The organism is uncultured Mailhella sp., from assembly GCF_947631555.1.
GTDB lineage: Bacteria > Desulfobacterota > Desulfovibrionia > Desulfovibrionales > Desulfovibrionaceae > Mailhella.
Genome location: NZ_CANRLT010000032.1, coordinates 1 through 26,063, shown reverse-complemented (window position 1 = coordinate 26,063; position 26,063 = coordinate 1). Strand labels below are relative to the sequence as shown.

At 58.0% G+C, this 26,063-nt stretch carries 20 protein-coding genes, 1 tRNA gene and 2 pseudogenes; 8 read left to right on the top strand and 15 right to left on the bottom strand.

The window, feature by feature from the left end; translation table 11 throughout:
• Nucleotides 1-282 precede the first annotated feature (282 nt).
• The gene (locus Q0Z94_RS06140) at nt 283-759 is read left to right on the top strand and encodes an IS110 family transposase (RefSeq protein ID WP_366517579.1); all 477 of its coding nucleotides are present in this window, start codon (nt 283-285) and stop codon (nt 757-759) included.
• A gap of 218 nt (nt 760-977) precedes the next feature.
• On the opposite strand, the gene Q0Z94_RS06135 is transcribed toward Q0Z94_RS06140, so the two are convergent.
• The 5 genes from Q0Z94_RS06135 to Q0Z94_RS06115 all read right to left on the bottom strand — a co-directional run bounded on the left by Q0Z94_RS06135 (nt 978) and on the right by Q0Z94_RS06115 (nt 5,047).
• Nucleotides 978-1,301 carry a Fic family protein gene (locus Q0Z94_RS06135; protein WP_298068137.1) on the bottom strand — a complete coding sequence of 108 codons (324 nt, stop codon included), beginning with the start codon at nt 1,299-1,301 and terminating at the stop codon, nt 978-980.
• A gap of 315 nt (nt 1,302-1,616) precedes the next feature.
• Nucleotides 1,617-1,913, bottom strand: coding sequence for an antitoxin VbhA family protein (locus Q0Z94_RS06130; protein WP_298068136.1), 297 nt, complete (start codon nt 1,911-1,913; stop codon nt 1,617-1,619).
• Between the two features lie 698 nt (nt 1,914-2,611).
• Nucleotides 2,612-3,541, bottom strand: coding sequence for a dihydroorotate dehydrogenase (locus Q0Z94_RS06125; protein WP_298068135.1), 930 nt, complete (start codon nt 3,539-3,541; stop codon nt 2,612-2,614).
• Nucleotides 3,541-4,389, bottom strand: coding sequence for a dihydroorotate dehydrogenase electron transfer subunit (locus tag Q0Z94_RS06120; RefSeq protein WP_298068134.1), 849 nt, complete (start codon nt 4,387-4,389; stop codon nt 3,541-3,543). The genes Q0Z94_RS06125 and Q0Z94_RS06120 overlap by 1 nt, the downstream gene beginning before the upstream one ends.
• A gap of 88 nt (nt 4,390-4,477) precedes the next feature.
• Complete coding sequence (locus Q0Z94_RS06115; protein ID WP_298068133.1) at nt 4,478-5,047, bottom strand: manganese efflux pump MntP family protein; 570 nt, start codon at nt 5,045-5,047, stop codon at nt 4,478-4,480.
• A 108-nt stretch (nt 5,048-5,155) separates the two neighbouring features.
• Here Q0Z94_RS06115 and Q0Z94_RS06110 point away from each other — a divergent pair, with 108 nt between their 5' ends.
• Entirely contained in the window at nt 5,156-6,835 is a 1,680-nt protein-coding gene (locus Q0Z94_RS06110; RefSeq protein ID WP_298068132.1) for a ribonuclease J, read from the top strand.
• Nucleotides 6,836-6,844: 9 nt separating this feature from the next.
• On the opposite strand, the gene Q0Z94_RS06105 is transcribed toward Q0Z94_RS06110, so the two are convergent.
• Nucleotides 6,845-7,381, bottom strand: coding sequence for a 3'-5' exonuclease (locus tag Q0Z94_RS06105; protein ID WP_298068131.1), 537 nt, complete (start codon nt 7,379-7,381; stop codon nt 6,845-6,847).
• Nucleotides 7,381-9,297 (bottom strand): selenocysteine-specific translation elongation factor, encoded by a 1,917-nt coding sequence (gene selB, locus Q0Z94_RS06100; RefSeq protein ID WP_298068130.1) that lies wholly within the window; start codon nt 9,295-9,297, stop codon nt 7,381-7,383. Before selB ends, Q0Z94_RS06105 begins: the two co-directional genes overlap by 1 nt.
• A 160-nt stretch (nt 9,298-9,457) precedes the next feature.
• On the opposite strand from selB, the gene ffh reads away from it, so the two are divergent.
• The 3 genes from ffh to Q0Z94_RS06085 all read left to right on the top strand — a co-directional run bounded on the left by ffh (nt 9,458) and on the right by Q0Z94_RS06085 (nt 12,840).
• Complete coding sequence (gene ffh, locus Q0Z94_RS06095; RefSeq protein WP_298068129.1) at nt 9,458-10,969, top strand: signal recognition particle protein; 1,512 nt, start codon at nt 9,458-9,460, stop codon at nt 10,967-10,969.
• 32 nt (nt 10,970-11,001) lie between these two features.
• On the top strand, nt 11,002-11,241 hold the full coding sequence (gene rpsP / locus Q0Z94_RS06090) for a 30S ribosomal protein S16 (protein WP_298068128.1): 240 nt from the start codon (nt 11,002-11,004) through the stop codon (nt 11,239-11,241).
• 231 nt (nt 11,242-11,472) lie between these two features.
• On the top strand, nt 11,473-12,840 hold the full coding sequence (locus Q0Z94_RS06085) for an MATE family efflux transporter (RefSeq protein ID WP_298068127.1): 1,368 nt from the start codon (nt 11,473-11,475) through the stop codon (nt 12,838-12,840).
• A gap of 117 nt (nt 12,841-12,957) precedes the next feature.
• On the opposite strand, the gene pheT is transcribed toward Q0Z94_RS06085, so the two are convergent.
• From pheT to Q0Z94_RS06050, 7 genes are all read right to left on the bottom strand, one after another.
• Entirely contained in the window at nt 12,958-15,372 is a 2,415-nt protein-coding gene (gene pheT / locus Q0Z94_RS06080; RefSeq protein WP_298068126.1) for a phenylalanine--tRNA ligase subunit beta, read from the bottom strand.
• A gap of 158 nt (nt 15,373-15,530) precedes the next feature.
• On the bottom strand, nt 15,531-16,571 hold the full coding sequence (gene pheS / locus Q0Z94_RS06075; RefSeq protein WP_298068125.1) for a phenylalanine--tRNA ligase subunit alpha: 1,041 nt from the start codon (nt 16,569-16,571) through the stop codon (nt 15,531-15,533).
• 174 nt (nt 16,572-16,745) lie between these two features.
• Nucleotides 16,746-17,099: a 50S ribosomal protein L20 gene (gene rplT, locus Q0Z94_RS06070; RefSeq protein ID WP_298068124.1), complete on the bottom strand. Its 354-nt coding sequence runs from the start codon at nt 17,097-17,099 to the stop codon at nt 16,746-16,748.
• 101 nt (nt 17,100-17,200) lie between these two features.
• Complete coding sequence (gene rpmI, locus Q0Z94_RS06065; RefSeq protein ID WP_178579858.1) at nt 17,201-17,398, bottom strand: 50S ribosomal protein L35; 198 nt, start codon at nt 17,396-17,398, stop codon at nt 17,201-17,203.
• A 264-nt stretch (nt 17,399-17,662) separates the two neighbouring features.
• On the bottom strand, nt 17,663-18,199 hold the full coding sequence (infC, locus tag Q0Z94_RS06060; RefSeq protein WP_298068123.1) for a translation initiation factor IF-3: 537 nt from the start codon (nt 18,197-18,199) through the stop codon (nt 17,663-17,665).
• A gap of 1 nt (nt 18,200) precedes the next feature.
• The gene (thrS, locus tag Q0Z94_RS06055) at nt 18,201-20,147 is read right to left on the bottom strand and encodes a threonine--tRNA ligase (RefSeq protein ID WP_298068122.1); all 1,947 of its coding nucleotides are present in this window, start codon (nt 20,145-20,147) and stop codon (nt 18,201-18,203) included.
• Nucleotides 20,148-20,216: 69 nt separating this feature from the next.
• Nucleotides 20,217-20,292: transfer RNA gene (locus Q0Z94_RS06050), tRNA-Val, on the bottom strand.
• 242 nt (nt 20,293-20,534) lie between these two features.
• On the opposite strand from Q0Z94_RS06050, the gene carB reads away from it, so the two are divergent.
• From carB to Q0Z94_RS06035, 3 genes and pseudogenes are all read left to right on the top strand, one after another.
• The gene (gene carB / locus Q0Z94_RS06045) at nt 20,535-23,792 is read left to right on the top strand and encodes a carbamoyl-phosphate synthase large subunit (protein ID WP_298068121.1); all 3,258 of its coding nucleotides are present in this window, start codon (nt 20,535-20,537) and stop codon (nt 23,790-23,792) included.
• A complete protein-coding gene (gene carA / locus Q0Z94_RS06040; RefSeq protein WP_298068120.1) occupies nt 23,789-24,922 on the top strand; it encodes a glutamine-hydrolyzing carbamoyl-phosphate synthase small subunit in 1,134 nt (377 codons plus the stop codon). Before carB ends, carA begins: the two co-directional genes overlap by 4 nt.
• Before the next feature lie 342 nt (nt 24,923-25,264).
• A pseudogene (locus Q0Z94_RS06035) lies at nt 25,265-25,357 on the top strand (IS200/IS605 family transposase); the annotation flags it as partial.
• Nucleotides 25,358-25,825: 468 nt separating this feature from the next.
• On the opposite strand, the pseudogene Q0Z94_RS06030 reads toward Q0Z94_RS06035, so the two are convergent.
• Nucleotides 25,826-26,063 (bottom strand): annotated as a pseudogene (locus tag Q0Z94_RS06030) (hypothetical protein); the annotation flags it as partial.

The window sequence follows — 26,063 nt, the reverse complement described above, 5'->3', positions numbered from 1 at the left end:
CGCAGACCGAGTACGAAGTTTGTCAGCATCAAAACCGTTGATCAACAACAGCTCATGGCCTTGCATAAAGTCCGTGAGCGTCATGTCGGCAACAGAACCGCACTCGTCAATCAGATTTCGGGCAGATTCGGGCTCTTCTCCATGAGACAGGTATCATCATTCCTCAAGGGATAGCCTGGGTGCGGCGTGAACTGCCCTTGCTGATCGCTCCAGACGACATGAGACTTTCCGCAGCCTTCAAACAACTCTTCACGGCAATGCATGAGGATCTGAGAGGATGAGCTGAGAGAACTGGATACGCGGGTCGGGGAACTGGAAAAGCAGCTTGTCAGCATGGCGAAAGCAGACGAGGACTGTACTCGGCTGATGCGGATACCCGGTGTCGGTGTGCTGACGGCTACGGCTGTCACTGCGCACATGGGTAATGCTCGCCACTTCAAGAACGGGCGTCAATTCGCAGCCTGTCTTGGTCTGACTCCAAGAGAATATTCCTCAGGGGGCAAGCAGAAACTGCTCGGCATCAGCAAGCGAGGCAATGCGTACATCCGCAAACTTCTCATTCAGGGGGCGCGATCTCTCTGGCTGTTCTGGCAATACAAACAGCCGCAGGAAGATAGAAGGGCCCAATGGATGCAGGAAGTGGCAATGCGCCGAGGAAAGTTTGTGGCGATAGTTGCACAGGCCAATAAGACAGCAAGAATTCTGTGGAACGTATTGGCTAAGAGTGAGGAGTACCGTCAGGATTACAGCATCGCGTAAGAAATCTCAGAACTGATGAGCAAACGGCAGAGCCGACGATGGGGAACTCCGGCGTTGCGCAAAGGTAACAACCCTGAAACGATGATAGGAGCCCATCGTGCGGATTTCATCATGGCTCGCAAAAGCGAAAGCCGGATACATGTATGCACTCTCCGCAAGCCATCAGAGCCTGAACCTATCAAGAAGATGTCCAGGAAGGAGACTGTTTTAGCGCAAAGTTAATCAAATCTCGTGAAAATGATAAGACCTTTCGGATTTCTTCTTGACTCCGGGGCGCGGACCATACATACGTCAAACGCGGCATTTGTCCACTCCACAAGCTCCTGCATGAGTCGTGGCGTGTCAAAGGGAGAGGCTGTTTCAAAGACAATGCCTATTTGTCGCCCGTGAGCGTCGAAAGTGGCCACACTGTTGGGAGCATTTTTATAGTGGCCTCGGTGGCGTGTGTCCTTATCGCTATGGCGGAGCAAGTCCCGGTGAAGCTGGCGGATATGATTTTCTGTCAAAGTGATATGTTGCCACGCCTGAAAAACCTGTTCCATGGTTTCCGCATATCCGGCCACTTCTTGCTCGTCACGCGTGGTAAAGGTATGGATGGAAAGGTTGACAGCAGACTTTCCACTCGATGGTCAGAAAGTTTGCTGCCCTCAATGCGCGTGGAGGAACCCACACTTTCAATGGTTGCCACTTGGCGCAAGGCGGTAAGCCGCTCTGGGGCCAGAAGCCCCAATGCCTTCCATGCGCCCTTGAATTCGTCAATTTGGGGATAAGCCGGAGCATCTCCGGGGTGATGTTCAAGGTATCCATCGTAACCATATCCACAAATTCACCCAAAAACATCCATTTCGTCAAGCCGATCATTCATCCAATTTCATCCGAAGCAGGGAGATGCTGTAGTAAATCTTGTTTCTGGCTGCTTCGTTTAATGATCTTCCGCATACGCCTTTATCCACTGCCGCCCGGATAAACGCATCAAAGCTGATTTTACCGGTTGTATAGTCGCGGATGATCTCAATTCCCCGCTTGGTTGGCTCGTAGCCCTCGAACATATTCGAACCGATGGCCGCCGCACTCTCCCGGGCTTCCAGCGAAGGAAAGGGGACGCCCATAATGGTCAGGGCTTCACGGTTTATGGATATGGGAGCATAAGGCATTTTTAAGGCTCCTTGCACTTCTTCCTCATCAGAGCAGGCGGAATTTGAGGTGGCAAGAGAGAGGCAACCCACTGTGGCACAAGACTCTGAACAAGGGCGCTCAGACCAGAACCCCTATTATAATTCTGGTTTGTTGGTACGGACGTTGGTATGAAAAATTTTAATATTTTTTATTTCAATAAAAATAAATAGTTATATCTATAACCAGTTCTCCCTCTGACCCAACAGTCCAAAATGATTCATAGAAAGCCGAAATCACTAAGAAAAATATGGTTTCGGCCTTCTTCTTTTGTCCAGTAAAAACCAACTACCCACGTGGACACCCACAAAAATTGTTGGTAGATTTGCAGGTACCAATACCACGGCACCATTTTTGCAAAGCAACATACCAGAGTGCTGCAAATCTTTTGAATTTCGTATGAGTAGTTTTAAGGTCTGAATTTCAGATAGCGCAGCCCGAAATTCCTGTATCTGAGACGGCAGGCAGCCCTTTAAGCAGAAAACGACATGGCTGAATAGATACAGCGCTGAGACGAGGACAACTTAGGAAAACAGTATCCCATACCTGAGAAGTCCTTTTACGGATCGCAAGTACAGACATACAGATAGCAGAACGCGTACGCGTATGTTAAGGTGCGGCTGACAAGAAAGCTTTAGAGCCGCATAGGAGAAAAAACAGGATTTAGCCAGGTGAATTTTTATCTTGTAAAATCCAGTTCGAGCGATCCCCGTATCGCACTGAGATCCTGTATCTCCAGCTCTTCGCAGACCTTGGGCAGATTCTGGACGATGCGGAAGATGGCGCTGGGATCGGCGAAGCTGGCTGTGCCCACGCACACTGCCTGTGCTCCAGCGAGGATAAATTCCAGCACGTCTTCGGCGCAGCACACGCCGCCTACACCGATGACGGGGATTTGTACCACGCTGGCAACACGCCATACGGAAAGCAGGGCCATGGGCTTGATGGCCGGTCCGGAAATGCCGCCTACCACACTGCCGAGAAGCGGCCTGCGGGTGCGTACATCCACGGCCATACCTTCCGGCATACCAATGCAGGAGATGATGTCCGCCCCGGCAGCTTCCGCGGCCTTTGCGACTTCCGCAATGTCCATGGTGCGCAGGGAAAGTTTGGCAATGACCGGCTTATCTCCGGCCGCCCGCTTCACGGCGCTGATCGCACGTGCCGTCGTGACTGGATTCTGGCAGAAGGGATAGCCCCCGCGATGATCGTTACCGCAGGAGAGGTTGACTTCCATGGCTGCCACCCCCCGCTCTTCCGCAAGGATGGCAGAAAGCTCGCTGAAAGCGTCCACGTTGGAGGCGTTCAGATTCGGGATGACCGGGACGAGGTTCCAGGGCAGACGGGGCAGTACTTCATTGACGAACTGTTTCACGCCGTCATTCTGCGTTCCTATGGCGCTGAGTACGCCAGCGGGAACTTCCGTGATACGAGGCATGGGCAGGCCGGAACAGGGAGCCAGTGTCAGGCCGTTGGTGATGATGCCGCCAAGGGTGGAGAGATCGCCGTAATCCTGATATTCCAGTCCGCTGCCGAAGGTTCCTGCAGCGCTGAGTACGGGATTTTTGAGTTCGAGGCGTCCTTTGACAAGAGAAACTCGCAGATCCATTATCCCTTTCCTCCTGGAATCCTGGCGTCGAGGTCGATATCCGAGGCCCAGAATACCGGGCCGCTGGTGCAGGTCTGTACGGGTAGACCTGCGTGAGCAGGGTCGGCCCAGTGCTGTGAGGTCACCGTGACGCAGCCCAGACATACGCCCGTACCGCAGGCCATGCGCTGTTCCAGAGAAAGCTGTGTGGGCAGCCCAAGCTCGACGGCATCTTTCCACACGCGGTAAAGGAAGGATATGGGGCCGCAGGCCAGGCAGATACCGCCGCGCTGTCTGTAGGTTATCATTTTTTCACGCATTACCGTATGGAAGTACTCCAGCTCCTCCGGTGTGTGGTCGCGCAGGTTTTCCAGTTCCATGCGGGAAGCCATCGCATCCGTAGGGTAGTTGCTGCTGGGATAGGTGTGTCCGAAGAGCAGAAACAGTGAAGCCGGATCGGGATGCTTGTCGGCGTAGCCTGCAAAGGGAGCTATGCCTATGCCCCGCGCAAGGAGCAGCGTCGGAGTGTCCGGCCGCACGTCAAACGACGTGCCCAGCGGTCCCCAGACCACAACCTTGTCGCCGCTCTTCAGCCGGGCGAATCGTTCCCAGGCGGGAGCTGCCACACGGAAGAACAGCACGAGGCCCTGCGATGTGACACGGCAGATGGAAAATGGCCGGGCCCACTGCGGGCTGTCCGCAGCGCCGGCTGGACGCATCATGATAAACTGCCCGGGTCGCCAGTCCTTCCATTCAGGCCGTTCCAAGGTGAGCGCATAGAAGCGATACCCGCCGGACGAACCCGCCGAGGGGTGTCCGAAAGGAACGTTGTCCGACACGGTCAGTTCTGAGCGAACAGGAGATATCATAGAGCCTCCGCTGTACGAAAGATGGCTTCATGTTTAACTGAAAAAGCGCTGCGGTCAAGCTGGCGAGAGAGTCTGGGACCGTAAAAATTCAGAATACGCCGTGTTCGTGCAGTATCTTGAGTCCGATGCCGAAGAGAACCAGCGCACCCAGAACCGAAGCTTTGCTTCCCAGCGTGGCCGATCTGCCCACGAGCCGTCCCAGTGCTATGCCCGTCAATGTGAGGACTGCGCACACGACGCCGATGAAAACGGCAGGACCCCAGACAGAGACGCCGATCATGGCGAGGGAAAGCCCTACGGCCATGGCGTCGATGCTTGTGGCCACGGACAGCATGACGAGCAGGAAGCCTCGGGTGATGTCTCCTTCGCGTTGTTCCTCCCCGCTCCCGTTTCTCGCCTCCTTCAGCATACCGAGTCCCACGAGGGTGAGCATGGCGAAGGCGATCCAGTGATCCCAGTGTTCTATAAATTCGTATACAGACATGCCCAGTCCCCATCCGATCACGGGCATGAGGAACTGGAACAGGCCGAAATGGAAGGAGAGCCGGAAGCAGTGCCGCCAGGTGACGGCAGGCAGAGACACGGCCGCCGCCACGGACACGGCGAAGGCGTCCATAGCAAGAGCCACGGCAACGGCAAAGATTTCGACAAGGGTCATTGCGGCCTCCCGAGGCGCAGGATAGCCGTACATTCGTCCGCGGGCAAGCGCTTGTCTTATGTGCCCGCCTGGGCTATCTTCAGCCGAAAGTTCACAAGGATGCGCTCCATGCCCGAACCTTACCTGACCATAACGCCCCTGGGAGGGCACGGCGAAATCGGTATGAACTGCCAGAAGTGGCAGACCGAGGAAGGCGTCGTACTGGTTGACTGCGGACTCATGTTTCCCGAAGACTCCCTGCTCGGCATCGATGTTGTCATTCCATGTCTGGATTCGGTGTTTTCCGAAGGCGAAAAGGTCCTCGGCATCGTGCTTACCCACGGCCATGAAGACCACATCGGGGCGCTTCCCTGGCTCTTCCTGCAATACAAGAGTCTGCGCGGCATACGCATCTACGGTTCGCCGTTTACCCTTGCCCTTGTTGCTCATAAAATGGAAGAGCATGGCTTGTGCGACAGGGTGGAGCTGGTTCCCATGCAGGCCTACAGCAGCATTACTCTGGGCAGTCTGACGTTCCACTTCTTTCCGGTATGTCACTCCATCCCCCAGAGCTGTGCCTTGGGCGTGGAGACTCCCGTGGGCAAAATCATCCACACCGGCGACTTTAAGCTGGATTTTACGCCGCTGCAGGGCGAAGAGTGCAGTCCCTGCGCCGACTTTCTGCGGTTCTCCCAGACGGGCGGTACGCATGGCATACGCCTCCTGCTCTCAGATTCCACCAATGTGGAGAACGATGGCCGTTCCCTGCCTGAACGCCAGGTGCGCGATGATCTCGATGCCATTTTCTCCGAGGTTAAGGGCCGCATCATCATCGCTTTGTTTTCCAGTCATATCCGGCGTATTCGTACTGTGCTCCAGCTCGCGGAAAAATACGGCCGCGCTGTTTTTGTGAGCGGCCGCAGTCTTTCTACCAACATTGAAAAAGCCGTGGAACTGGGCCTGATTGAAGCGCCGGACAACCTGTACAGCGAAGCCGCAGGCTTTCCCGAACTGGATCCGGAGCACACCGTGGTTCTGGCCACGGGTACACAGGGAGAGGCTCTCTCCGCACTGGCACGCATCGTCAGGGGAGAACATAAACATCTCGCCCTGCGCCAGGGAGACACCGTCATCATGTCTTCCCGCGTCATCCCCGGCAACGCCCGCGCGGTGTCGCGCGTGCTCAATCAGATTTACCGCCTTGGGGCAAGCGTGTATCACGATCCGCGCCGCGCGGTACACGCCACCGGCCATGCCTGCCGCGAAGAACTCAAAGACATCATCGCCCTGCTGCGCCCGGAGCACTTCATCCCCGTCCACGGTGAATACCGGCATCTTGCTCTTCACGGCCGTCTCGCCGAAGAATGCGGCGTGGATCCGAACCATATCCATATCATTGAAGACGGACAGCCCATCACCTTTACCGAAGGTGGCGTACATCTGGAAAAGCCGGTGTCCGTGGAATTTGTCCTAGTGGACGGCAAGGGCGTGGGGGATGTGGGCCGCATGGTGCTCAAGGAGCGCCGTCTGCTGGGAGGGGAAGGACTGGTGGCAGTGATTCTGGCTGTAGCTGCCGAGACAGGCGAAGTGCTCTATGGCCCGGAAATGCTTTCCCGCGGATTTGTGTTTGAACAGCAGTACAGTCATGTTCTCGAAGATGCGAAATGTCTGGTACTCGATCAGCTTGAATCCGTGACTCCTACGGACGGCGAACGTCTCTCCGAACGCATCCGCTCCAGCCTCCGCCGCTTTTTCCGCGACGTGCTGGGCCGGGATCCCGTGGTCATCCCTATTGTCACCCAGATCTGAAAAGCCGGCTCACTTTCTGCGGCAGGGTGCGTCAAGCAGCATGTCTGTGTCGGACAGTCCATGACTGCGCAGGTAGAGATAGATAAGGCCGGCGGCTCTGGCATCGGAATCCGCGTGGTGATGGTTCAGTTCGATGTGCAGGTAGTCGCAGACATCGTTGAGTCGATGGTGGGGCAGTCTCAGCCCCAGCCGTGAACCCTTGACTGTGCAGACAAAGGGAGCTGCGGGTGCAGTCACCTTGCAGGCAGCGCAGCAAGCATAGAGCACACGGCGGTCGAAGCTGGCGTTATGCGCCACAAAGAGGTCAGCGCCGTCCCAGAATGCGGAAAAGCGCGGCCAGAGTTCGGCAAACGTTGGCTGCGTTCGGAGCATGCTCCAGGTTAGTCCGTGGATCTCCGTGAAGTATACCCGTGAGCGCGGCGGCCGGATCAGGTGATAGAGGCTGGAGACTATCCTTCCCTCTTCCATCCGCACCATGCCCAGAGCGCAGGCGCTGTCAGCGCCCGGGTCTGAGGTCTCGAAGTCCAGAGCAACGACAGCAGCCATCAGGCGCCCCGTCCGCGCAGGACGCGCTTGTCACCCACGCGCATGGTGAGTTGTTCCTTGTCGAAGTGCTCAAGCAGTGCCACGCCGTTTTTTCGGGAAATACCTGTCAGTTCGCGGAAGTCACCCGGGGAGATCTCTCCGTGCCCGGCAAACCAGCCGCGCACCTTTTCACGGATTTCGTCCAGCGTTTCCGAAAGGTAGTAAAGATCTTCGGTGATCTTCACCAGCCGCCCTTCGGAGACCAGCAGCTTGAACAGCGGCAGCGCCTGACGCGGAGCGATGCCGAGACGTTCGAAAAGCCCGGTGTGATTCGGAGGCATGAGTGGCGAGGCGAGGTGGGCTTCCAGCAAAGCCTGTTTCAATCCCTCCTGATCCTGAGCCAGAGAGATTTCGTGGGAGGGCAGGCGCAGAAGTTCGCCTTCTGCCGTGAGTCTGCCGGAGCGCAGCAGCCGTTCCAGCGTAACGTGCGCCAGTTTGGGTGGAACGTCCTGCCCCATGCCGCCAAAGATAACCGCCTTGGCCATGCCTCGCTCCAGCGGATTTCGGGCATGAAAGTTTTCAGCCGCCGTCAGTGCCGCAAGGGAAAGCACCTCCAGTTCCTCCGCACGTATCCAGCGCCGATCCTCCTTGTCCCAGCACACGACACGTCCTTGGTTGGACAGTCCCTGGAGTAGTTTTTCCAGACGCTTGAGGCCGAAGTTGGTAAGCAGGGAGAGGTCTGCCAGGGAAACGCCGAAGCGTCCCGACAGTGCCATTTGTACGGAGATACGCTCTTCTTCTCCGGACTGAGGCAGAGAAAGCAGCCGTGCCTGCATCTTATGGGAGAGCTTGCTGCGGCGGGGTGCCGTATCCAGCGGAAAGAGTACGAAGCCTCCGGCCACCGTGCGCAGAGGTGAGAAAGCCCGTACGATGCAGCGGTCGGCGAAGACGCCGTTCACGGGCTCGGAAAAATGGACTTCCGCCAGGGCACGCTCTCCGGGCTCAAGGCGGTCGCGGTCGTAAAAATACAGGCGAGCTGCCAGTTCACGGGCGCTGTGGTGGAAGTGGATTTCACCGCGATGCCGCAGGCCGCGGGGCGACGACTTCAGGCAGGCAAGCTCGACAATCCAGCGGGTGGCATTTTTCAGAGAACCGATATGGCTCACCACATCGCCGCGGCGTATGTCTTCCACGGACAGACCCTGAAGGTTGAGAGAAATGCGGTGTCCGGCCTCGGCCACCTCCTGCCCCTCGTTATGGCTCTGGATACTGCGGATGCGCGAGCGCAGCCCGCTGGGAAAAAGTTCCACCTCGTCGCCTTCACGCGCCGAACCCGAAACCAGTGTTCCGGTGACGATGGTGCCTCGTCCCTTGAGCGAAAAAATCCTGTCCACCGGAAGGCGGAAGAAGTCTGGGCGGCGTTCGGGTTGGCGGCGGCACTGTTCAACAATGGCACCACGCAGAGCGTCCAGCCCTTCCCCCGTGACTGCCGAGACGGGAAAGATCGGCGCGTCTTCAAGAAACGATCCTCTGAGGAACACGGTTACATCTTCCCGTGCCAGTTCGAGCATCTCTTCGTCCACGAGGTCAATTTTGGTCAGGGCCACGAGTCCGTGCCTGACGCCAAGCAGGGTACAGATGTCGAGGTGTTCACGCGTCTGGGGCATGACGCCTTCGTCCGCGGCAATGACCAGGAGCACGAAGTCGATGCCCGAAGCTCCTGCCACCATGGTGCGCACAAAGCGCTCATGACCGGGCATATCCACGATTCCCATGCGTTCCCCGCCTGGGAGATCGGCGTAGGCGAAGCCCAGCTCGATGGTGATGCCTCTGCGTTTCTCTTCGCTCAGACGATCACAGTCGATGCCTGTAAGCGCCTTGACCAGCGCGGTCTTACCGTGGTCGATGTGTCCGGCCGTACCCATGATGACTGCCATACGCACTCCTAAGATAGTGTGTCTTAACTGGAGCATACCCACGTCACGGCCTCAGAGCAAGGACAAACAGCTGGGGCGGCAGGAGGTGCGGTTTTGCTTGACTTGAAAGGGAAAGTTGCGTAACAGTTCGTAGTTCCAAACCGCACGAATAAGGATCGTCATGTTTGAAAGTCTGACAGACAGACTCTCCGGAGTCTTCCGCACTCTCAGCGGCCGTGCCCAGCTCACCGAGTCCAATATTCAGGACGCTCTGCGCGAAGTCCGTCTCGCCCTTCTTGAGGCCGACGTGAACTTCAAGATCGTCCGGGAATTTGTGGATCGCGTTCGTGAGGCGGCGCTCGGCGTCGAGGTGATGAAAGGCGTTACTCCGGCTCAGCAGGTCATTCAGGTCGTCCATGACGAACTCGTGAAGCTCCTTGGCGGCGCGGATACGGCGCTTGACCTTCAGGGGCGGCAGCCTGCCGTCATCCTTATGGCCGGGCTTCAGGGTTCGGGCAAGACCACGTCCTCGGGCAAGCTGGCCTTGCTCCTGCGCAAGCAGAAGATGCGTCCTTACCTTGTGCCCGCTGACGTATATCGCCCCGCCGCTATCGAACAGCTCCGTACCCTAGCCAGACAGCTTGACATTCCCTGCTTTGACTCCACGCCCGATATGTCCCCCGTGGACATAGCCCGCGCCGCCGTGGAAGACGCCAGGACCCGGCAGTGTACCGTGGTCATCCTCGATACGGCCGGCCGTCTGCATGTGGACGAGCCGCTCATGCAGGAACTCGTGGCTATCAAGGAAGCGGTGCGGCCGCAGGAGATTCTGTTCGTCGCGGACGCCATGACCGGTCAGGACGCCGTTACCGTAGCACAGTCGTTCAATGAACATCTGGGCATCACGGGCGTTGTCCTCACCAAGATGGACGGCGATGCCCGCGGCGGTGCGGCCCTGTCCATCAAGTCGGTCACGGGTGCTCCGGTCAAATTTGTCGGTATGGGCGAAAAGCTTTCCGAAATGGAAGTGTTCCATCCCGACCGTATCGCGGGCCGCATCCTCGGGATGGGCGATGTGCTTACCCTTCTGGAAAAGGCGCAGGACGAAATGAAGGCCGAAGAGGCCGCAGCCCTGGCCAAAAAAATGCAGAAGGCCAAGTTCGATCTGGAAGATTTCCGTACGCAGATGCGCCGTATGCGCAAACTCGGCTCTCTGGAATCACTGATCAAAATGCTCCCCGGTCTCAGTGGTCTCGCGAACAAACTGGGCGACATGAGCGGTCACGAAAAAGAGCTGAATCGGACGGAAGCCATCCTCAATTCTATGACGAAGCAGGAGCGCCTCAATCCCGATATTCTCAACGGCAGCCGTCGTTCACGTATCGCCCGCGGATCCGGCACACAGGTGCAGGATGTCAATCAGCTCATCCGGCAGTTCGAACAGATGAAAAAAATGATGCAGTCCATGATGCAGCCCGGCAGACACACGCCCCATATTCCCCAGGGTATGATGAACCGGCTGGGCGGTATGGGCGGCCTTCCGGGCATGGGTGGTCTGCCCGGGATGAACGGACTTCCCGGCATGGGCGGTTTTCCGGGAATGCCCGGCGGTGTGCCCGGCATACCTGGCAGCGGCAAGTCCGCGACCAAGAAAAAGCGCGACAAACAGAAACGCAAAAACAAAAAAAGGTAGCTTCGCTGCCTTTATCCCTTCAGGAGTGAATTATGTCCGTAAAAGTGAGAATGACCCGTTCCGGTTCCAAGAAACGCCCGTTCTACCACATCGTGGCCATCAACAGCGATTCCCGCCGCGACGGTCGTCCGCTGGAATTTCTGGGATATTACAATCCCAACACCGATCCCGGAACCCTGAACATTGATGCGGAAAAGCTCAAGGCCTGGCAGGAAAAGGGCGCGGAACTGTCCGACACCGTCCGTACGCTCGTCAAAAAGCTGGGCAAGTAAAACGGGGTTTGCCCGCCGAAGGTTTCCCCATCTTCCGCATATGGTGGATGGGTCTTTTCGGTTTAATGCCGCGCAAGACTCCCGTTCGGCTATGCTCCGGCGTTTCGGCTCTGTCGCGGTCTGCCGCCGCGGGCAGCCCTTTTTTTCTGCTCTTCCGTGGCAGAGGAAAAAGGAGTTGCTTCCTTCCGTGGAGCGAAGTCTTTTTTCTGACGCCGGACAGAGGAGCAGAGCATGTTCAGACATTTCAGCAGGGACGAGGCAAAAACGCTCCTGCTGCTGGGTGTTCCCGTCTTTTTAGGCCAGATGGCACAGCTCGGCATGTCCTTTGTTGACACCGTGGCGGCCGGGCGTTACGCGGCCGTGGATATGGCTGCCGTGGCCGTGGCTACATCCTTCTGGATTCCCGGCAGCATGTTCGGGCAGGGGCTGATCATGGCCCTCACCCCACTTGTGGCACAGGCAGAGGGCGCAGGAGACCGGCGGGAAAGTGTACGTCTCTTCCGGCAGGGAGTCTGGATGGCGCTGGCCATAGCCGCGCTGCTCATGCTTCTCTTCCTGAGCATCAGCTTCCTTCTGCCTCATTGGGAACACACCGATCCTCAGCTTTCCGGAAAGGCCTCGGAATACCTGTTCGCCGTGCTGTGGGGCATTCCCGCGCTCACGCTCTTTCAGGTGGAACGTTGCTTTCTCGAAGGTCATGGACAGACGCGGCCGGGCATGATTGCAGGTTTCATTGGTCTGGCACTCAATATCCCCTTGAACATCGTCTTCGTGTTCGGGTATTGCGGATTTCCGGAACTGGGCGGTGCAGGCTGCGGCGTGGCCACGGCCATACTGTTCTGGTTTCAAGCTGCATCTTTGTTTTTTTTCGTGGTACGCACCAATTCCGAAGCTCCAGGGCTGGCCCTCCCCGACAGGTTCAGGCTGAAGCGCCTTGTTCGCATTGGCTTGCCCGGAGCCTTCGCCATGCTCAACGAGACTGCGGCCTTTTCCCTTATTGCCATCATCGTTGCACCGCTGGGCGTCACCGCCGTGGCCAGCCATCAAATTGCGCTCAACATCAGCGCGCTTATTTGGGTCTGCCCGCTGGCCATCGGTTCGGCCGGAACCATCCGTGTGAGTACCATGCTTGGCGCGGGTAGCGTGGATGGGGCCAAGCGTGCGCGGGTGACGTCCCTGTGCCTGACCCTGATGCTCGCCTGCGTACTGGCCGTATTTCTGTATATCTTTCGCTATTCCATAGCCGCCGTGTATAACGATGCAGAAGAAGTTCTCGAACTGGCGGGACTGCTGCTTATCTGTGATGTCGTTTACCAGTTTCCGGACGGTATCCAGACCAACACACTTTGCGCTCTGCGCGGGTGGAACGACACGCGGGCTATCTTTTGCATTACCTTTCTGGCGTATTGGTGCGTCAGCCTGCCCTTGGGCTGGGTACTGTGCATGACCGACTGGCTCACTCCCGCCCCGCTGGGAGTGCTGGGTTTCTGGCTCGCCCTCATCGCGGCATTGTCCGCCGCCGCCGTGCTCTATCTCCTGCGGGTGCGGCATCTTGAGTCCTTGTCCGTGGAAGAAATGCGCCGCAAGATCGGCCGTTGAACGTTCCCGCCGTTCCGTATCTCCCTGCGCCATGCAGCGGGAATGCAGACACGAAAAAGGCCGCTCCCCCCAAGTGAGGGAACGGCCTTTTGGCATTGCGATATTCTCCCTCGTGGGTCAGATCTTCACGCCAAGGTTCTTGACCAAGGCTGAGGCGATCTTCTCGCGTTCCTTGTCCACTTCGCCGTCCTGGAGAGTACGGTCGGCCCTGCGGAAGGTGAGGCGGCAGGTGACGTTCCTGTCCGCGCTGCCTTCTGGTTCGTAGATGTAGAGCAGTTCCACGCTTTCCAGAAGCGAGGTCTTTACCCCGCGGACGGATTCGAGCAGTGTCTCCACATGCAGGGTGCGCGGAGCGATAAAGGTAATGTCACGGCGCACGGCCGGAAACACGGGCAGAGATTGGAAGACCGGGCGCATGTTCTGTGAGGCGGCGTGCAGATAATCCATATCCACATCGGCGTACCACACGGCCTTGCGGGCCAGATAGGCGTCGGCCAGAGCAGGCTTCAGGCGTCCTATTACCCCCACGATCGTACCATCGGGCATGGTCATGCGTACGGCAGGAGCAAGGTAGGAATGTTCCTCCACGGAGAACGAGGGCAGCGGCAGACGCAGGTAGGCGAAGAGCTTTTCCACAAGGCCCTTGAGATCCACATAGTCCATGTCGGCGTCTTCATGTGCCCACACATCATCGTGGCGCGCCCCATAGAGCACCATGGCCAGATGGCGTACTTCCTTCACCGTGGTCTCGCTGGAGGCGTCCAGCCGGAAGGCTTCGGCCACCTCAAAAAGGCGAACGCCATTTGCGCCCTGGGCGATGTTCTGGCGCACATTCTGGAACAGGCCGGGGGCCAGCTCGGTGCGCAGTACGTCCTGTTCTGCGGTGAGCGGGTTCATGATGTTCACGCGGCCTTCCGGGGGCAGACCAAGAAAATCAAGATCCTTATTGCCAACGAAGCTGTAGTTCACGGCCTCGTTCAGGCCCAGACCGGCCGCCCAGTGCTTGATGCGCATCATGAAGGCGTGACGGCCCTCCGGTGCGCCAAAGGCGGCCAGATTCTGCGGGATGGAGGGCAGGGTCTCACCCAGGTTATCCACTCCCTTGAAAATGGCCACTTCCTCAATGAGGTCGGCCTCACGGGTCAGATCGTAGCGCCAGCCGGGAGTCCTGACCTTCCACTCGTCTTTAGCACTACGGTCGACGGTGCAGCCCAGGCATTCCAGCGTCGAGGCGCAGAATTCGTCGGTCAGTGCCACGCCCAGCAGCGCTTCTGCACGGCTGCGGCGAAAACGTACTTCCGGGGCCTTCCAGGGCTGCGGGGTGCAGGCGCAGACGCCGCGGCACACGGTGGCGCCGGAAAGCTCGGCCATGAGCGTGGCCGCGCGATCCAGAGCAAACGCCATGCCCGTGGGATCCACGCCGCGCTCGTAGCGGTAGGAGGCTTCGCTGGTCAGGCCCAGACGCCGGGCTGTTACGCGGATGGAGCGGGGGCGGAACACGGCGCATTCTAGAAAGACGCTTTCGCTTTCATCGGTGATTTCGGTCTCCAGTCCGCCCATGACTCCGGCGAGAGCCACGGGCTTTTCCGCATCGCAGATAAGACCGTCGCCTTCCCGCAGCACACGTTTCTGACCGTCCAGCGTGGTGAGTTCCTCGCCTTCCCGTGCCGTGCGCACGATGATGCGGCCCCCGGCCAGTTTGTTGTGGTCGAATGCGTGCAGAGGCTGGCCCAGCTCCATGAGAATGTAGTTGGTCACGTCCACAAGGTTTGAGATGGGGCGTATACCCACACCGTGCAGACGGTAGCGCATCCAGGCGGGCGATGGGGCTACCTTTGCGCCCTTAATGATACGCCCGGTGTAGGAAGGACAGAACCCGCCATCCTGCACGTCCACGGGGACGGCGTGGCTCATGTCGTCACCCGTCTCCTGAAGATGGACGGCAGGGCGGGTCACGGGCAGCCCCAGATACGCGCCCACAATGCGGGCAAAGCCGTATACGGACAGGCAGTCCGCACGGTTGGGAGTGATGCTGATGTCCAGCACTTCCTGATCCAGTTCACAGGCTTCCACAAAGCGTTCGCCAGGCATGAGCCTGTGCCCGGAGCGGCTGGTTTCGGGCAGAACGAGGATGCCGGAATGGTCGTCCGTCAGGCCCAGTTCACGCTCGGAACAGATCATGCCGAAGGAGGGCACACCGCGCAGTTTGGCCTTCTTCATGACCAGACCGCCAGGCAGTGTAGAGCCGACAGGAGCCACGGGCACAAGCTGGCCGGCGGCCACGTTGGGAGCACCGCAGACAATGTTCAGAGGGTCGGCAGCCCCTACATCCACCGTACACACATGCAGGTGGTCGGAATCGGGGTGGGCTTCGCAGGTCAGCACGCGGCCGATCACAACACCGCCGATCTCCGCGTAGGGATGCAGCACCTCTTCCAGCTCAAGGCCGAGCATGGTAAGCATGTTTCCCAGTTCTTCAGCCGTCCCTGTGTAGGGAACGAATTCCTTCAGCCAATTGAAACTCAGCAGCATATATCTTCTCCTCAGAGGATGGGCGGCCCCGCTGAAGCGCGCCTTCCGGAACAAGGCCGTTTTCCGGTCGGATTTTTATCGAACGCCTTGACGCCATGCGGCTGCGTGAGGCGCAGCACGGGAAAAGGGGCGTCCGGCCCGGCGGCCGCCGTTTTCCTCTACACAGGAAACTGATGAAGGAAGCGCACGTCGTTTTCAAAATTCATGCGCAGGTCAGTGAGTCCGTACTTGAGCATGGCGATACGTTCAACGCCCAAGCCGAAAGCAAAACCGGAAACTTCTTCGGGGTCGTAGCCTACGGCGCTGAACACCGCCGGATCGACCATGCCGCTGCCCAGAATCTCCAGCCATCCGGAGCCCTTGCAGATGCGGCAGGGTTGACCGTCCACATGGCCGTGACCGCCGCAGCGGGTGCAGGACATATCTACTTCCACGCTGGGTTCTGTGAAGGGGAAAAAGCTGGGGCGGAAGCGCACGCGGGTGCCGGAGCCGAACACCGCACGCACGAAGGCGGTGAGCGTACCGCGCAGGTCGGCCATGGTGACGCGCCGATCCACGAGCAGACCTTCGATCTGGTGGAACATGGGCGTATGGGTCACATCGGAGTCACGGCGGTAGACCTTGCCAGGGCCGATCACGGCCAGCGGCGGTTTGCGGCTCATCATGGTGCGCACCTGGACGCAGGAAGTGTGCGTGCGCAGAAGCACCTTGTCGCTGATGTAGAGCGTGTCCTGCATATCCCGCGCAGGATGTTCGGGGGGCATGTTCAGCGCTTCAAAGCAGTTGAAGTCCGTCTCGACTTCAGGGCCTCCGGCGATCTCGTAGCCCATGCTCCGAAACACGGAACAGACTTCTTCCATCGCCAGAGTGATGGGATGCAGCGAGCCGTTCCAGAGCGTGCGGCCGGGAACGGTGGGGTCGAAGGAGGCCAGGAATGCGGACTCTGCCGCCTGTTCCTGCTCGGCGCGGCGGGCATCAAGCATTGCCGTGAGCTTCTGTTTTACGGCGTTGGCGGTCTGCCCGAAGGCAGGGCGTTCTTCGGGGGAAAGTTCGCGCAGATGGGACATGAGTTCGGCCAGACGTCCCTTGCGCCCCAGAAAATCTACGCGGGCGGACTCAAGCTCCGCTTCCGTGGCGGCCTGGCTTAGCCGAACCTCGAGTTTGGCGGCCAGACCGTTCAATTGTTCAAGGAGATCCATGGCAGACCCTTGTGCAGGCGACAATTACGCCTGTGTCTGAAAATGAAAAAGGGTGCCGGGGGAAAGCCCGGCACCCTGGGGAGACTCCCCGGAATCGTTTATTCCTGCCGGCATACCGAAAACGGCTGCGGGCGGAAAGACCGCCCTCCGAGAGCGGAGGGACGCGCCCCGAAACTATGCCAGCTTGGACTTGGCCAGTTCGACGATGGCGGCGAAGTCGGCCTTTTCGCGTACGGCGAGGTCAGCGAGCATCTTACGGTTGATTTCCACTCCGGCCAGCTTCAGTCCGTTGACAAGGCGGGAATAAGACAGACCGTTGATCCGGGCGCCGGCGTTAATGCGCTGTATCCACAGGCGGCGGAAAGCGCGCTTGCGGAGCTTGCGGCCTTCAAAGGCGTAATTCAGAGAACGTTCAACGGCTTCACGGGCGATGCGGTACAGACGGCTGCGGCCACCGCGAAAGCCCTTGGCCATATTCATATATTTCTTGTGGCGGCGATGGGCAGCAAGACCTCTCTTCACACGCATGGATGATCCTCCATTTTCAGTCCCGCGAGGCGGAGATCAGGCCAGCGGGAGTTGTGCCGCAAATGCGGCGAAATTCGACGAAAGACGCGAACCGGCGAGGGTTACGCGTAGGGCATGAGGCGCTTGACGGACTTCAGATTCGCACTGTCGACAAGGGCACCCTTGCCCAGACGGGCACGGCGCTTGGCATCCTTCTTGGTCAGGATGTGGCGCAGGTTCTGACGACGGCGGCGGAACTTGCCGCTGCCGGTGGTGCTGAACCGCTTGGCGGCGGAACGGCTGGTCTTGATCTTGGGCATAACCAACTCCTTGAAATACGAGCTTTCCGGCATCTGGATGCTCGATGTACGCATGGAAAGAATCGACATTAGGTCATATCCGCATAATCCGCAAGCAAAAAAACTGCGGAATATGCGGCAACCTTACGGAAAATCCGCACAGTCTTCTCCTTAATGATAGAACAGAACCCGGCGGACGCCCGTACCTGCGAAAAATCCTTAACAAAAAACCATGCCGCCTCTTTGCGGAGGCGGAGGCTTTCTGAACCGTCCGACGCTCGCCGCCTACTTTTTGGGCAGGGGGATAAGCAGCATTTGAAGCGTGCGGCCTTCGGCGCTTGGAGCCTGTTCGACCTTGCCCACGTCGGCGGTGTCCGCGATGATCTTCGTCAGGATGGATTCGCCACGATCCTTGTGGACGATCTCGCGGCCCCGGAAGAACACCGTCACCTTGCAGCGGTCGCCGTCGGCAAGGAAGCGCCGGATGTGGCGTACCTTGGTCTCGTAGTCGTGGTCGTCAGTCTTGGGACGAACCTTGATTTCCTTGATCTGGACTACGGACTGATTTTTCTTGGCTTCCTTCTTCTTCTGCTGCTGTTCGTACCTGAACTTGCCGAAGTCCATGATGCGGCAGACCGGCGGATCGGCGTTGGCCGCAACTTCCACCAGGTCATAACCCTGCTCATGGGCAAGGGCGATGGCGTCAGAACAGGGAAGGATGCCGATTTGTTCTCCTTCTGCACCGATGACCCGCACTTCGCGGGCCCGAATCTGCTCGTTGCGGCGCACACCGTCCTGCGGCACGTCGCGGCGAGGTCTCATGTTAGGCGAAGCTATAGCTCATACCTCCACGTTTGAACGGTTCCTCACTGTCCGCTCTGATCATGGCGATCACGTCGTCCGTGGAACGGAAGCCGATGTTCTCCCCGGAGCGCAGGCGAACGCTGAATCCGCCATCGGCCACTTCCTTGTCTCCTACGACCAGAACGTAAGGCAGCCTGGCCATCTGAGCTTCGCGGATTTTGAAGCCCAGCTTTTCGTTGCGCAGGTCGGTCTCCACACGGATACCGGCCGCGGCAAGGCGACCCTTCATTTCCTTGACATAGTCCATCTGCGCATCGGTCACATTGACGATGCGGGCCTGCACAGGAGCGAGCCATGTGGGGAAGGCTCCAGCGTAGTGTTCCGTCAGTACGCCGATGAAGCGTTCCAGTGAACCGAGAATGGCGCGATGCACCATAACCGGACGGTGTCGCTCCCCATCCTGTCCGACGTACACCAGATCGAAGCGTTCGGGCAGGGTGAAGTCCACCTGAATGGTGGAAAGCTGCCATTCGCGGCCGATGGCATCGGTCACCTTGATGTCGATCTTGGGTCCGTAGAACGCCCCGTCGCCTTCATTAATCTGATATTCCTTGCCTTCCTTCTCCACGGCCTTGATGAGCGCATTCGTGGCCAGTTCCCAGGCTTCGTCCGAGCCGATGCTGTCTTCGGGACGAGTGGAGATGAAGATGCGGTACTTGAAGCCGAAGAGATCCATCAGGTCAGCGGAGAGGTGCATGACATTGATGATTTCGTCTTCAAGCTGTTCCGTAGCGCAGATGATGTGGGCGTCGTCCTGGGTGAACTGGCGGACGCGCAAAAGACCGTGCAGAGTGCCGGACTTCTCGTGACGGTGTACCACGCCAAGCTCGAACAGCCGTACGGGCAGATCGCGGTAGCTGTGCAGTGTTTCGCCATACATCAGCATATGGCCCACGCAGTTCATGGGCTTTACGCCGTGAACATCGCCTTCGATTTCCGTGAAGTACATGTTTTCACGGTAGTGGTCGTAGTGCCCGGAGCGTTCCCAGAGTTCACGGCGAAGGATCTGCGGCCCGCGCACGAGGTCGTAGCCGCGTTTCAGATGCTCGCGCACCAGAAAATCTTCCAGAATGGTACGCAGCAGCATTCCCTTGGGCAGCCAGAAGGACATGCCGGGGGCCACGTCTTCGTGGAAGGAGAAAAGTCCCAGTTCCTTGCCGAGACGCCGATGATCACGGCGCTTGGCTTCTTCGATGGCGGCAAGGTATTCTTTCAGAGCCTTCTCATCGGCAAAGGCTGTGCCGTAAATGCGCGAGAGCATGGGGTTCTTTTCGTCGCCGCGCCAGTAGGCCCCGGCCACGGAGAGGAGCTTGAAGGCCTTGACGCAGCCCGTGTTCGGGACGTGCGGTCCGCGGCAAAGATCCAGAAAATCGCCGCAGCGGTACAGAGACACGGTTTCGGCATCTATGCCCTCTATGATTTCCACCTTGTACGGCTCACCCTTGTCTTTGAAGAGCGCCACAGCATCGGCGCGGCTCATCAGGGAGCGTTCGAAGGGGAGAGCCGCGGAGGCAAGGGTGCGCATTTCCTTTTCAATAGTCTCCAGATCCTCGTGTGAGAAGGGCTTGGGAGTATCGAAATCGTAATAGAAGCCGTTTTCGATGGAAGGGCCGATGGTTACCTTCACGCCGGGAAAGAGCTTCTGTACGGCCGCGGCCATGATGTGTGATGTGGAATGTCGAAGGATCTGGAGACCATCGGGTTCTTCTGCGCTCACGGGAGCGGCCTTCACAGCGCCATCGGGCAGGGGCGCGGTCAGGTCGAGCAGGATTTCGCCGTCCGCGGTTTCCACGCGGCAGGCAAGGGCTGCCTTGAAGCGCTTGCCGGAGAGCGCCTGCTTCAGCACTTCGGCGCAGGTGGCGCCGGAAGCAGCCTCAACCAGCTTTCCTTCTATTAATATCTGCATGACGAGTTCTCCCAAAAGTCAACGTAAAAAGAAAGGGAGGCGCTGCCTCCCTTGCCTGAGCTGCTTTCCTGGTAGGCACGAGCAGACTTGAACTGCTGACCCCTTCCGTGTCAAGGAAGTGCTCTGCCACCTGAGCTACGCGCCTTTATTGTTTGGTGAAGTCGTTTCTATAAATCTTTTTCCCGCTCGTCAAGTTTTTTCTCTCATTTTTTCGCGTTTTTCCGGCGGACTCACTTTAAAAAAGCATGAAGACTCTGAAGCGGCGCGGCAACCCCGCCACAAAGCCGTTTTCCCCGCCGTCCCCTTTCGTTCGCGGGCGGGCACGAGACTTGATTATTGCCGGGCTTTATGCAAAAATATACAAGTTTAAACATTCAGGAGCGGAATATGCCTAAGCGTACAGATATTAAACGCATCATGGTCATAGGTTCCGGCCCGATCGTCATCGGGCAGGCCTGTGAGTTCGACTATTCCGGTACCCAGGCTGTCAAGGCCCTGAAGGAAGAAGGGTACGAAGTCATACTTGTCAATTCCAACCCGGCCACCATCATGACCGACCCCGGCCTCGCCGACAGGACGTACATCGAGCCTATCGAACCGGAGACCGTGGCCGCCATCGTGCGCAGGGAGCGCCCGGACGCCATACTGCCCACCCTGGGCGGGCAAACAGGTCTGAACACAGCCCTCGCCCTCGAAAAAATGGGCGTGTTGAAGGAATGCGGCACGGAGCTTATCGGCGCCAATGCGACGGTCATTGAAAAGGCTGAGAGCCGTGAGCTGTTCCGCGCCGCCATGGAAAATATCGGCATCAAGGTCCCGCGCAGCGAAATCGCCCGTAGCATGGACGATGTACGCCGCATCGCCGCAGAGATGCCTTTTCCGCTGATCATCCGTCCGGCCTTTACACTGGGCGGAAGCGGCGGCGGCGTGGCCTACAATCAGGAAGACCTTGAAAAAATCGCTGCGGGCGGTCTCGATGCCTCCATCACCAGTGAAGTGCTCATCGAGCAGTCCGTCATTGGCTGGAAGGAAATCGAGATGGAAGTCATGCGCGACCGCAAGGACAACTGCGTCATCGTGTGCTCCATCGAAAACTTCGACCCCATGGGCGTACACACCGGCGACTCCATTACCGTGGCTCCCGTGCAGACGCTCACCGACGTTGAATATCAGAAGATACGCGACGCCTCCATCGCCATCATGCGCGAGATCGGCGTGGAGACCGGCGGCTCCAACGTACAGTTCGGACTCAATCCGGCGAACGGCGAGCTGGTGGTCATCGAGATGAATCCCCGCGTATCCCGCTCCTCGGCTCTGGCTTCCAAGGCCACGGGCTTCCCCATCGCCAAGATTGCGGCAAAGCTGGCCATCGGCTACACGCTGGACGAAATTCCCAACGACATCACCCGTGAGACCATGGCCAGTTTCGAGCCGGCCATCGACTACTGCGTGGTCAAGATTCCCCGTTTTACCTTCGAAAAGTTCCCCGGAGCCAAGGACGAACTCACTACCTCCATGAAGAGCGTGGGCGAGACCATGGCCATAGGGCGCACCTTCAAGGAAGCGCTTCAGAAGGGTCTGCGCTCCCTGGAGACCGGCGCACCCGGCCTGGGCAGTCATTTCCGTGATCCTCTGCCTTCCAGGGACGACATCATGGCCAAGCTGCGCACGCCGAATTCCAGGCGCATCTTTGCCGTACGCCATGCCCTGCTCGCCGGAATGACGCCGGAGGACATCCACGCCGTCACCGCCATCGACCTCTGGTTCCTGCGCCAGATCCGCGATATCGTGAAGATGGAAGGCGACCTCCGCGACTTCGCCCTCGGCAATTCCATGACGCCGGACAATCCCGAAATGGTGCGTCTGCTGCGCCGTGCCAAGGAATTCGGCTTCTCCGACCGCCAGCTTGCTGAAATGTGGAAGCGCCCGGAAAGCGATGTGGCCGCCCTGCGCAAGGCCACGGGGACCGAACCGGTCTATTACCTCGTGGATACCTGCGCCGCGGAGTTCGAAGCCTACACCCCGTATTTCTACTCCACCTACGAAACGGGCCGCGAACTCACCGTTCACGACCGCAAGAAGGTCATCATCCTCGGCGGCGGTCCCAACCGCATCGGGCAGGGCATAGAGTTTGACTACTGCTGCTGTCACGCCTCCTTCGCCCTGCGCGATGCCGGAGTGCAGGCCATCATGGTCAATTCCAACCCCGAAACCGTGTCCACGGACTACGACACTTCCGATCGCCTGTACTTCGAACCGCTCACTTTTGAAGACGTGATGCATATCGTCAAGGCCGAGCAGCCCGACGGCGTCATCGTGCAGTTCGGCGGGCAGACGCCGCTGAATCTGGCCGTGCCTCTGCAGCGCGCGGGCGTGCCCATTCTCGGCACCAGTCCCGACGCCATTGACCGCGCCGAAGACCGTGAGCGCTTCCAGGCTCTGCTCCAGAAGCTGCACCTGCGCCAGCCTCAGAACGGGACCTGCACTTCCCTCGACGGCGCCAAGGAAGCGGCTTCCCGCATCGGCTACCCCATCATCGTGCGCCCCAGCTACGTCCTTGGCGGCCGTGCCATGATGGTTTGCTACGAACCCGAAGACCTCAACGATTACTTCCGCGAGATTGTGGGCACCGAGACTCCGGAACACCCCATCCTCATCGACCAGTTCCTGGAAAACGCCATTGAAATGGACGTGGACGCCCTGGCCGACGGGACAGACGTGTATGTAGCCGGAATCATGGAGCATATCGAGGCTGCTGGTATCCATTCCGGCGACTCCGCCTGTTCCCTGCCACCCTATTCCCTGCCGGAAGCCATCATTGAGGAGATCCGCCGTCAGACCATAGCGCTGGCCAGGGAACTGCACGTTGTCGGACTCATGAACATCCAGTTCGCCGTCAAGGATGGGGAAATTTTCATTCTGGAAGTAAATCCCCGTGCCTCGCGCACCGCTCCCTTCGTCTCCAAGGCTACGGGTGTGCCCCTGCCCCGTCTGGCCACGCAGATCATGCTGGGCAAGACGCTGAAGGAGCTTGACCCCTGGTCAATGCGCAAGACCGGTTATATCTGCGTCAAGGAATCTGTGTTTCCCTTCAAGCGTTTCCCCGGCGTGGACATTTTGCTCGGCCCTGAAATGCGTTCTACCGGTGAGGTCATGGGCGTGGCCCGCACCTTCGACGAGGCCTTCCTCAAGAGTCAGCTCGGTTCCGGCCAGAGCCTGCCCAACAGCGGCAAGGTGTTCATCTCTGTGAACGACCGCGACAAGAACTTCATCGTCCCCATCGCCAAGTCCTTTGCCGACATCGGTTTTGAACTTCTGGCCACGCACGGCACAGCACGGCTCCTTGAAGAACACGGACTCAAGGTTCAACCCGTGCTCAAGCGCTACGAAGGCCGTCCCAACATTGAGGACATGATCAAGAACGGTCAGGTCGCTCTGGTCATCAACACCGCTTCCGGCAAACGCACCGCCCATGATTCCCGCGCCATCCGGCAGACCACGCTGCAATACGGCGTTCCGTTCACGACGACGCTTTCCGGCGCACGGGCCATCGCCCGCGCCATCCAGCATCAGCAGAATGAGGCGCTGCGTGTGGAATGCCTTCAGGATTACTACGCGGGTTCGCTCAAAGGAGAACGCGCATGAAAGCACTGCTCGCTCTTGAAGACGGATTCACCCTGGAGGGGGAATCCTTCACCGGTCCCATCGAGCTGACGGGCGGAGAAGTCATCTTCAATACCGCCATGGCCGGCTATCAGGAATTGCTCACCGATCCTTCCTACGCGGGACAGATGGTCTGCCTGACCTATCCGCTCATCGGCAACTACGGCATTAACTCCGAGGACATGGAGTCTTCAAAGATCCATATGTCGGCGCTGCTTGTCAAAGAGTGCTGCAAGGAGCCTTCCAACTGGCGCTCCGTGGAATCTTTGCCCGATTTCCTCATGCGTCACGGTGTGCCTGGCGTGGAAGGGCTTGATACCCGCGCACTGACCCTGCATCTGCGCAAGAACGGAGCCATGCGCGGCTGTATTTCCACGTCCGTCCTCGATCCCGAAACACTTGCCGCCAAAGCCAGAGCATTGCCTACAATGGAAGGCCAGAACCTGGTCTACCGGGTGGCCCCAGCCAGACCCTATCGCTGGGACGAATCCAGCAATCGTCCCGTGCCCGCAGTGCTCGCCGCAGACGGCACCTACGCCTGGCCTGAGGGCAAGAAACTGCGCATCGCGGTCTACGATTTCGGCATCAAGTGGAATATTCTCCGTCTGCTCGCGGCCCAGGACATGGAACTTCTGGTGGTTCCCCCGAGTTTTACCTTCGAGCAGATCTGCGCCATCGCGCCCGATGGTGTGTTCCTGTCCAACGGTCCCGGCGACCCCGCAACGCTCAAGAGCGAAATCGCCGAAATCGCCAAACTCGCCGATCGCTTCCCCATAGGGGCCATCTGCCTTGGCCATCAGCTCCTGGGGCATGCCCTTGGCGGAACCACCACAAAGCTGAAATTCGGGCATCACGGCGTCAACCATCCGGTCAAGAACCTGCTCACCGGCCGCATCGAGATCTCTTCCCAGAACCACGGCTTCTGCGTCCTGCCGCCCGAAGGTGTGGAAAAGGTCTACGTCAATCTAAACGACCAGACTCTCGAGGGCTTCCGCCACCCCACGAAGCCTATCATGACCGTGCAGCACCATCCCGAAGCAGCGGCCGGCCCCACCGACAGCCGCACCTTCTTCACCGACTTCAAGGAAATGGTTCTGAACGCGAAAAAGTAAAAGCCGATGCAGAGCGTCCTTGTCTGGACGTCGCATAAAAAGAGGAGGGAGGGGTCACTGCCGCGGCTTCTCCCTCGTTTTTGTTAAAAGCCCCAGGCCTGGCTGTCTGACCCCAAAAACGTTATCTGTATGTCATAAAATTCCTTTTGATTTGCTAAGAAATCAGAAGCAAACTAAACAAGTAAACAAAGCCCTCCGTGCTTTGCACATACGTTTTGCGGGCATCCTCTCCCAAAATGTTGCCTTTTGATACCAACCTTTCAGGGCAGGGTAGGGCGGTATCCGGACTGAAGACTGGGGGCATAAAATATAAATTGAAAAGATCAACATGAGGTCAGCATAGTGAATACGAAGAAGCTGTCGCATACGAAATAAAACTGTAAGTATCACATTGTTTTTGCGATGAAGTATCGCAGATCAATATGCTATGAGAAAAAGGATCAGATGATAAATACCGTGCAAACTATGTGAGCTTAAAAGTATATGTGCCTTTTAGGACGAGGTTAGCAAGAAAGTCTTACAGACCATAAGGAAACTATCGGCTTTGCCGGTGTTTTTTTGTCTTTGTGGAGAAGCAGTGAAGCAGGGGAGATGTTAGGGCATGGCATGAAGGGAAACTCTATGCCACGGAAAGAGAGCATAGAAGAGCTTTTCTTTATATTGAAACTTCGGGGGAAGGATAACAGACAAGGGAATAAAAACAGAAGACCGGAACAGTGCCTTTTTCGGCAACGAATCAGGAGGAATGCGGGAGAAAAGTTTGAGGCTGGTTAGGGTCACTAAGCGAAAACTGGGAAGAGACTTTTATGTTAATTCTTAGACAACAGACACTCTGTTGACGAATACTTGAATTAACAAAACATTAACAGACTATTTTGGCAAGTTTTTTTCAGATCGAGAGTGTCACTTTAATAATGATAAAAGTTCTTCGATCTTGCCATTAACGCGAAATCGCTGAAACAACGCCAGAGATTTATTCAACATATCCAAGGAACGCGTGACGATTTGGGTTCTACGTCTGAATCGTCCAAGCCAGTGACGCTGCAAGGCATTGTTTTGTTCTATTTTGAAGGTATGTTGTTTTCCTTGCCGTAAGCGTTGACTTCCCACCACGTCGGCATAGCACGCATAAAAATCGGAA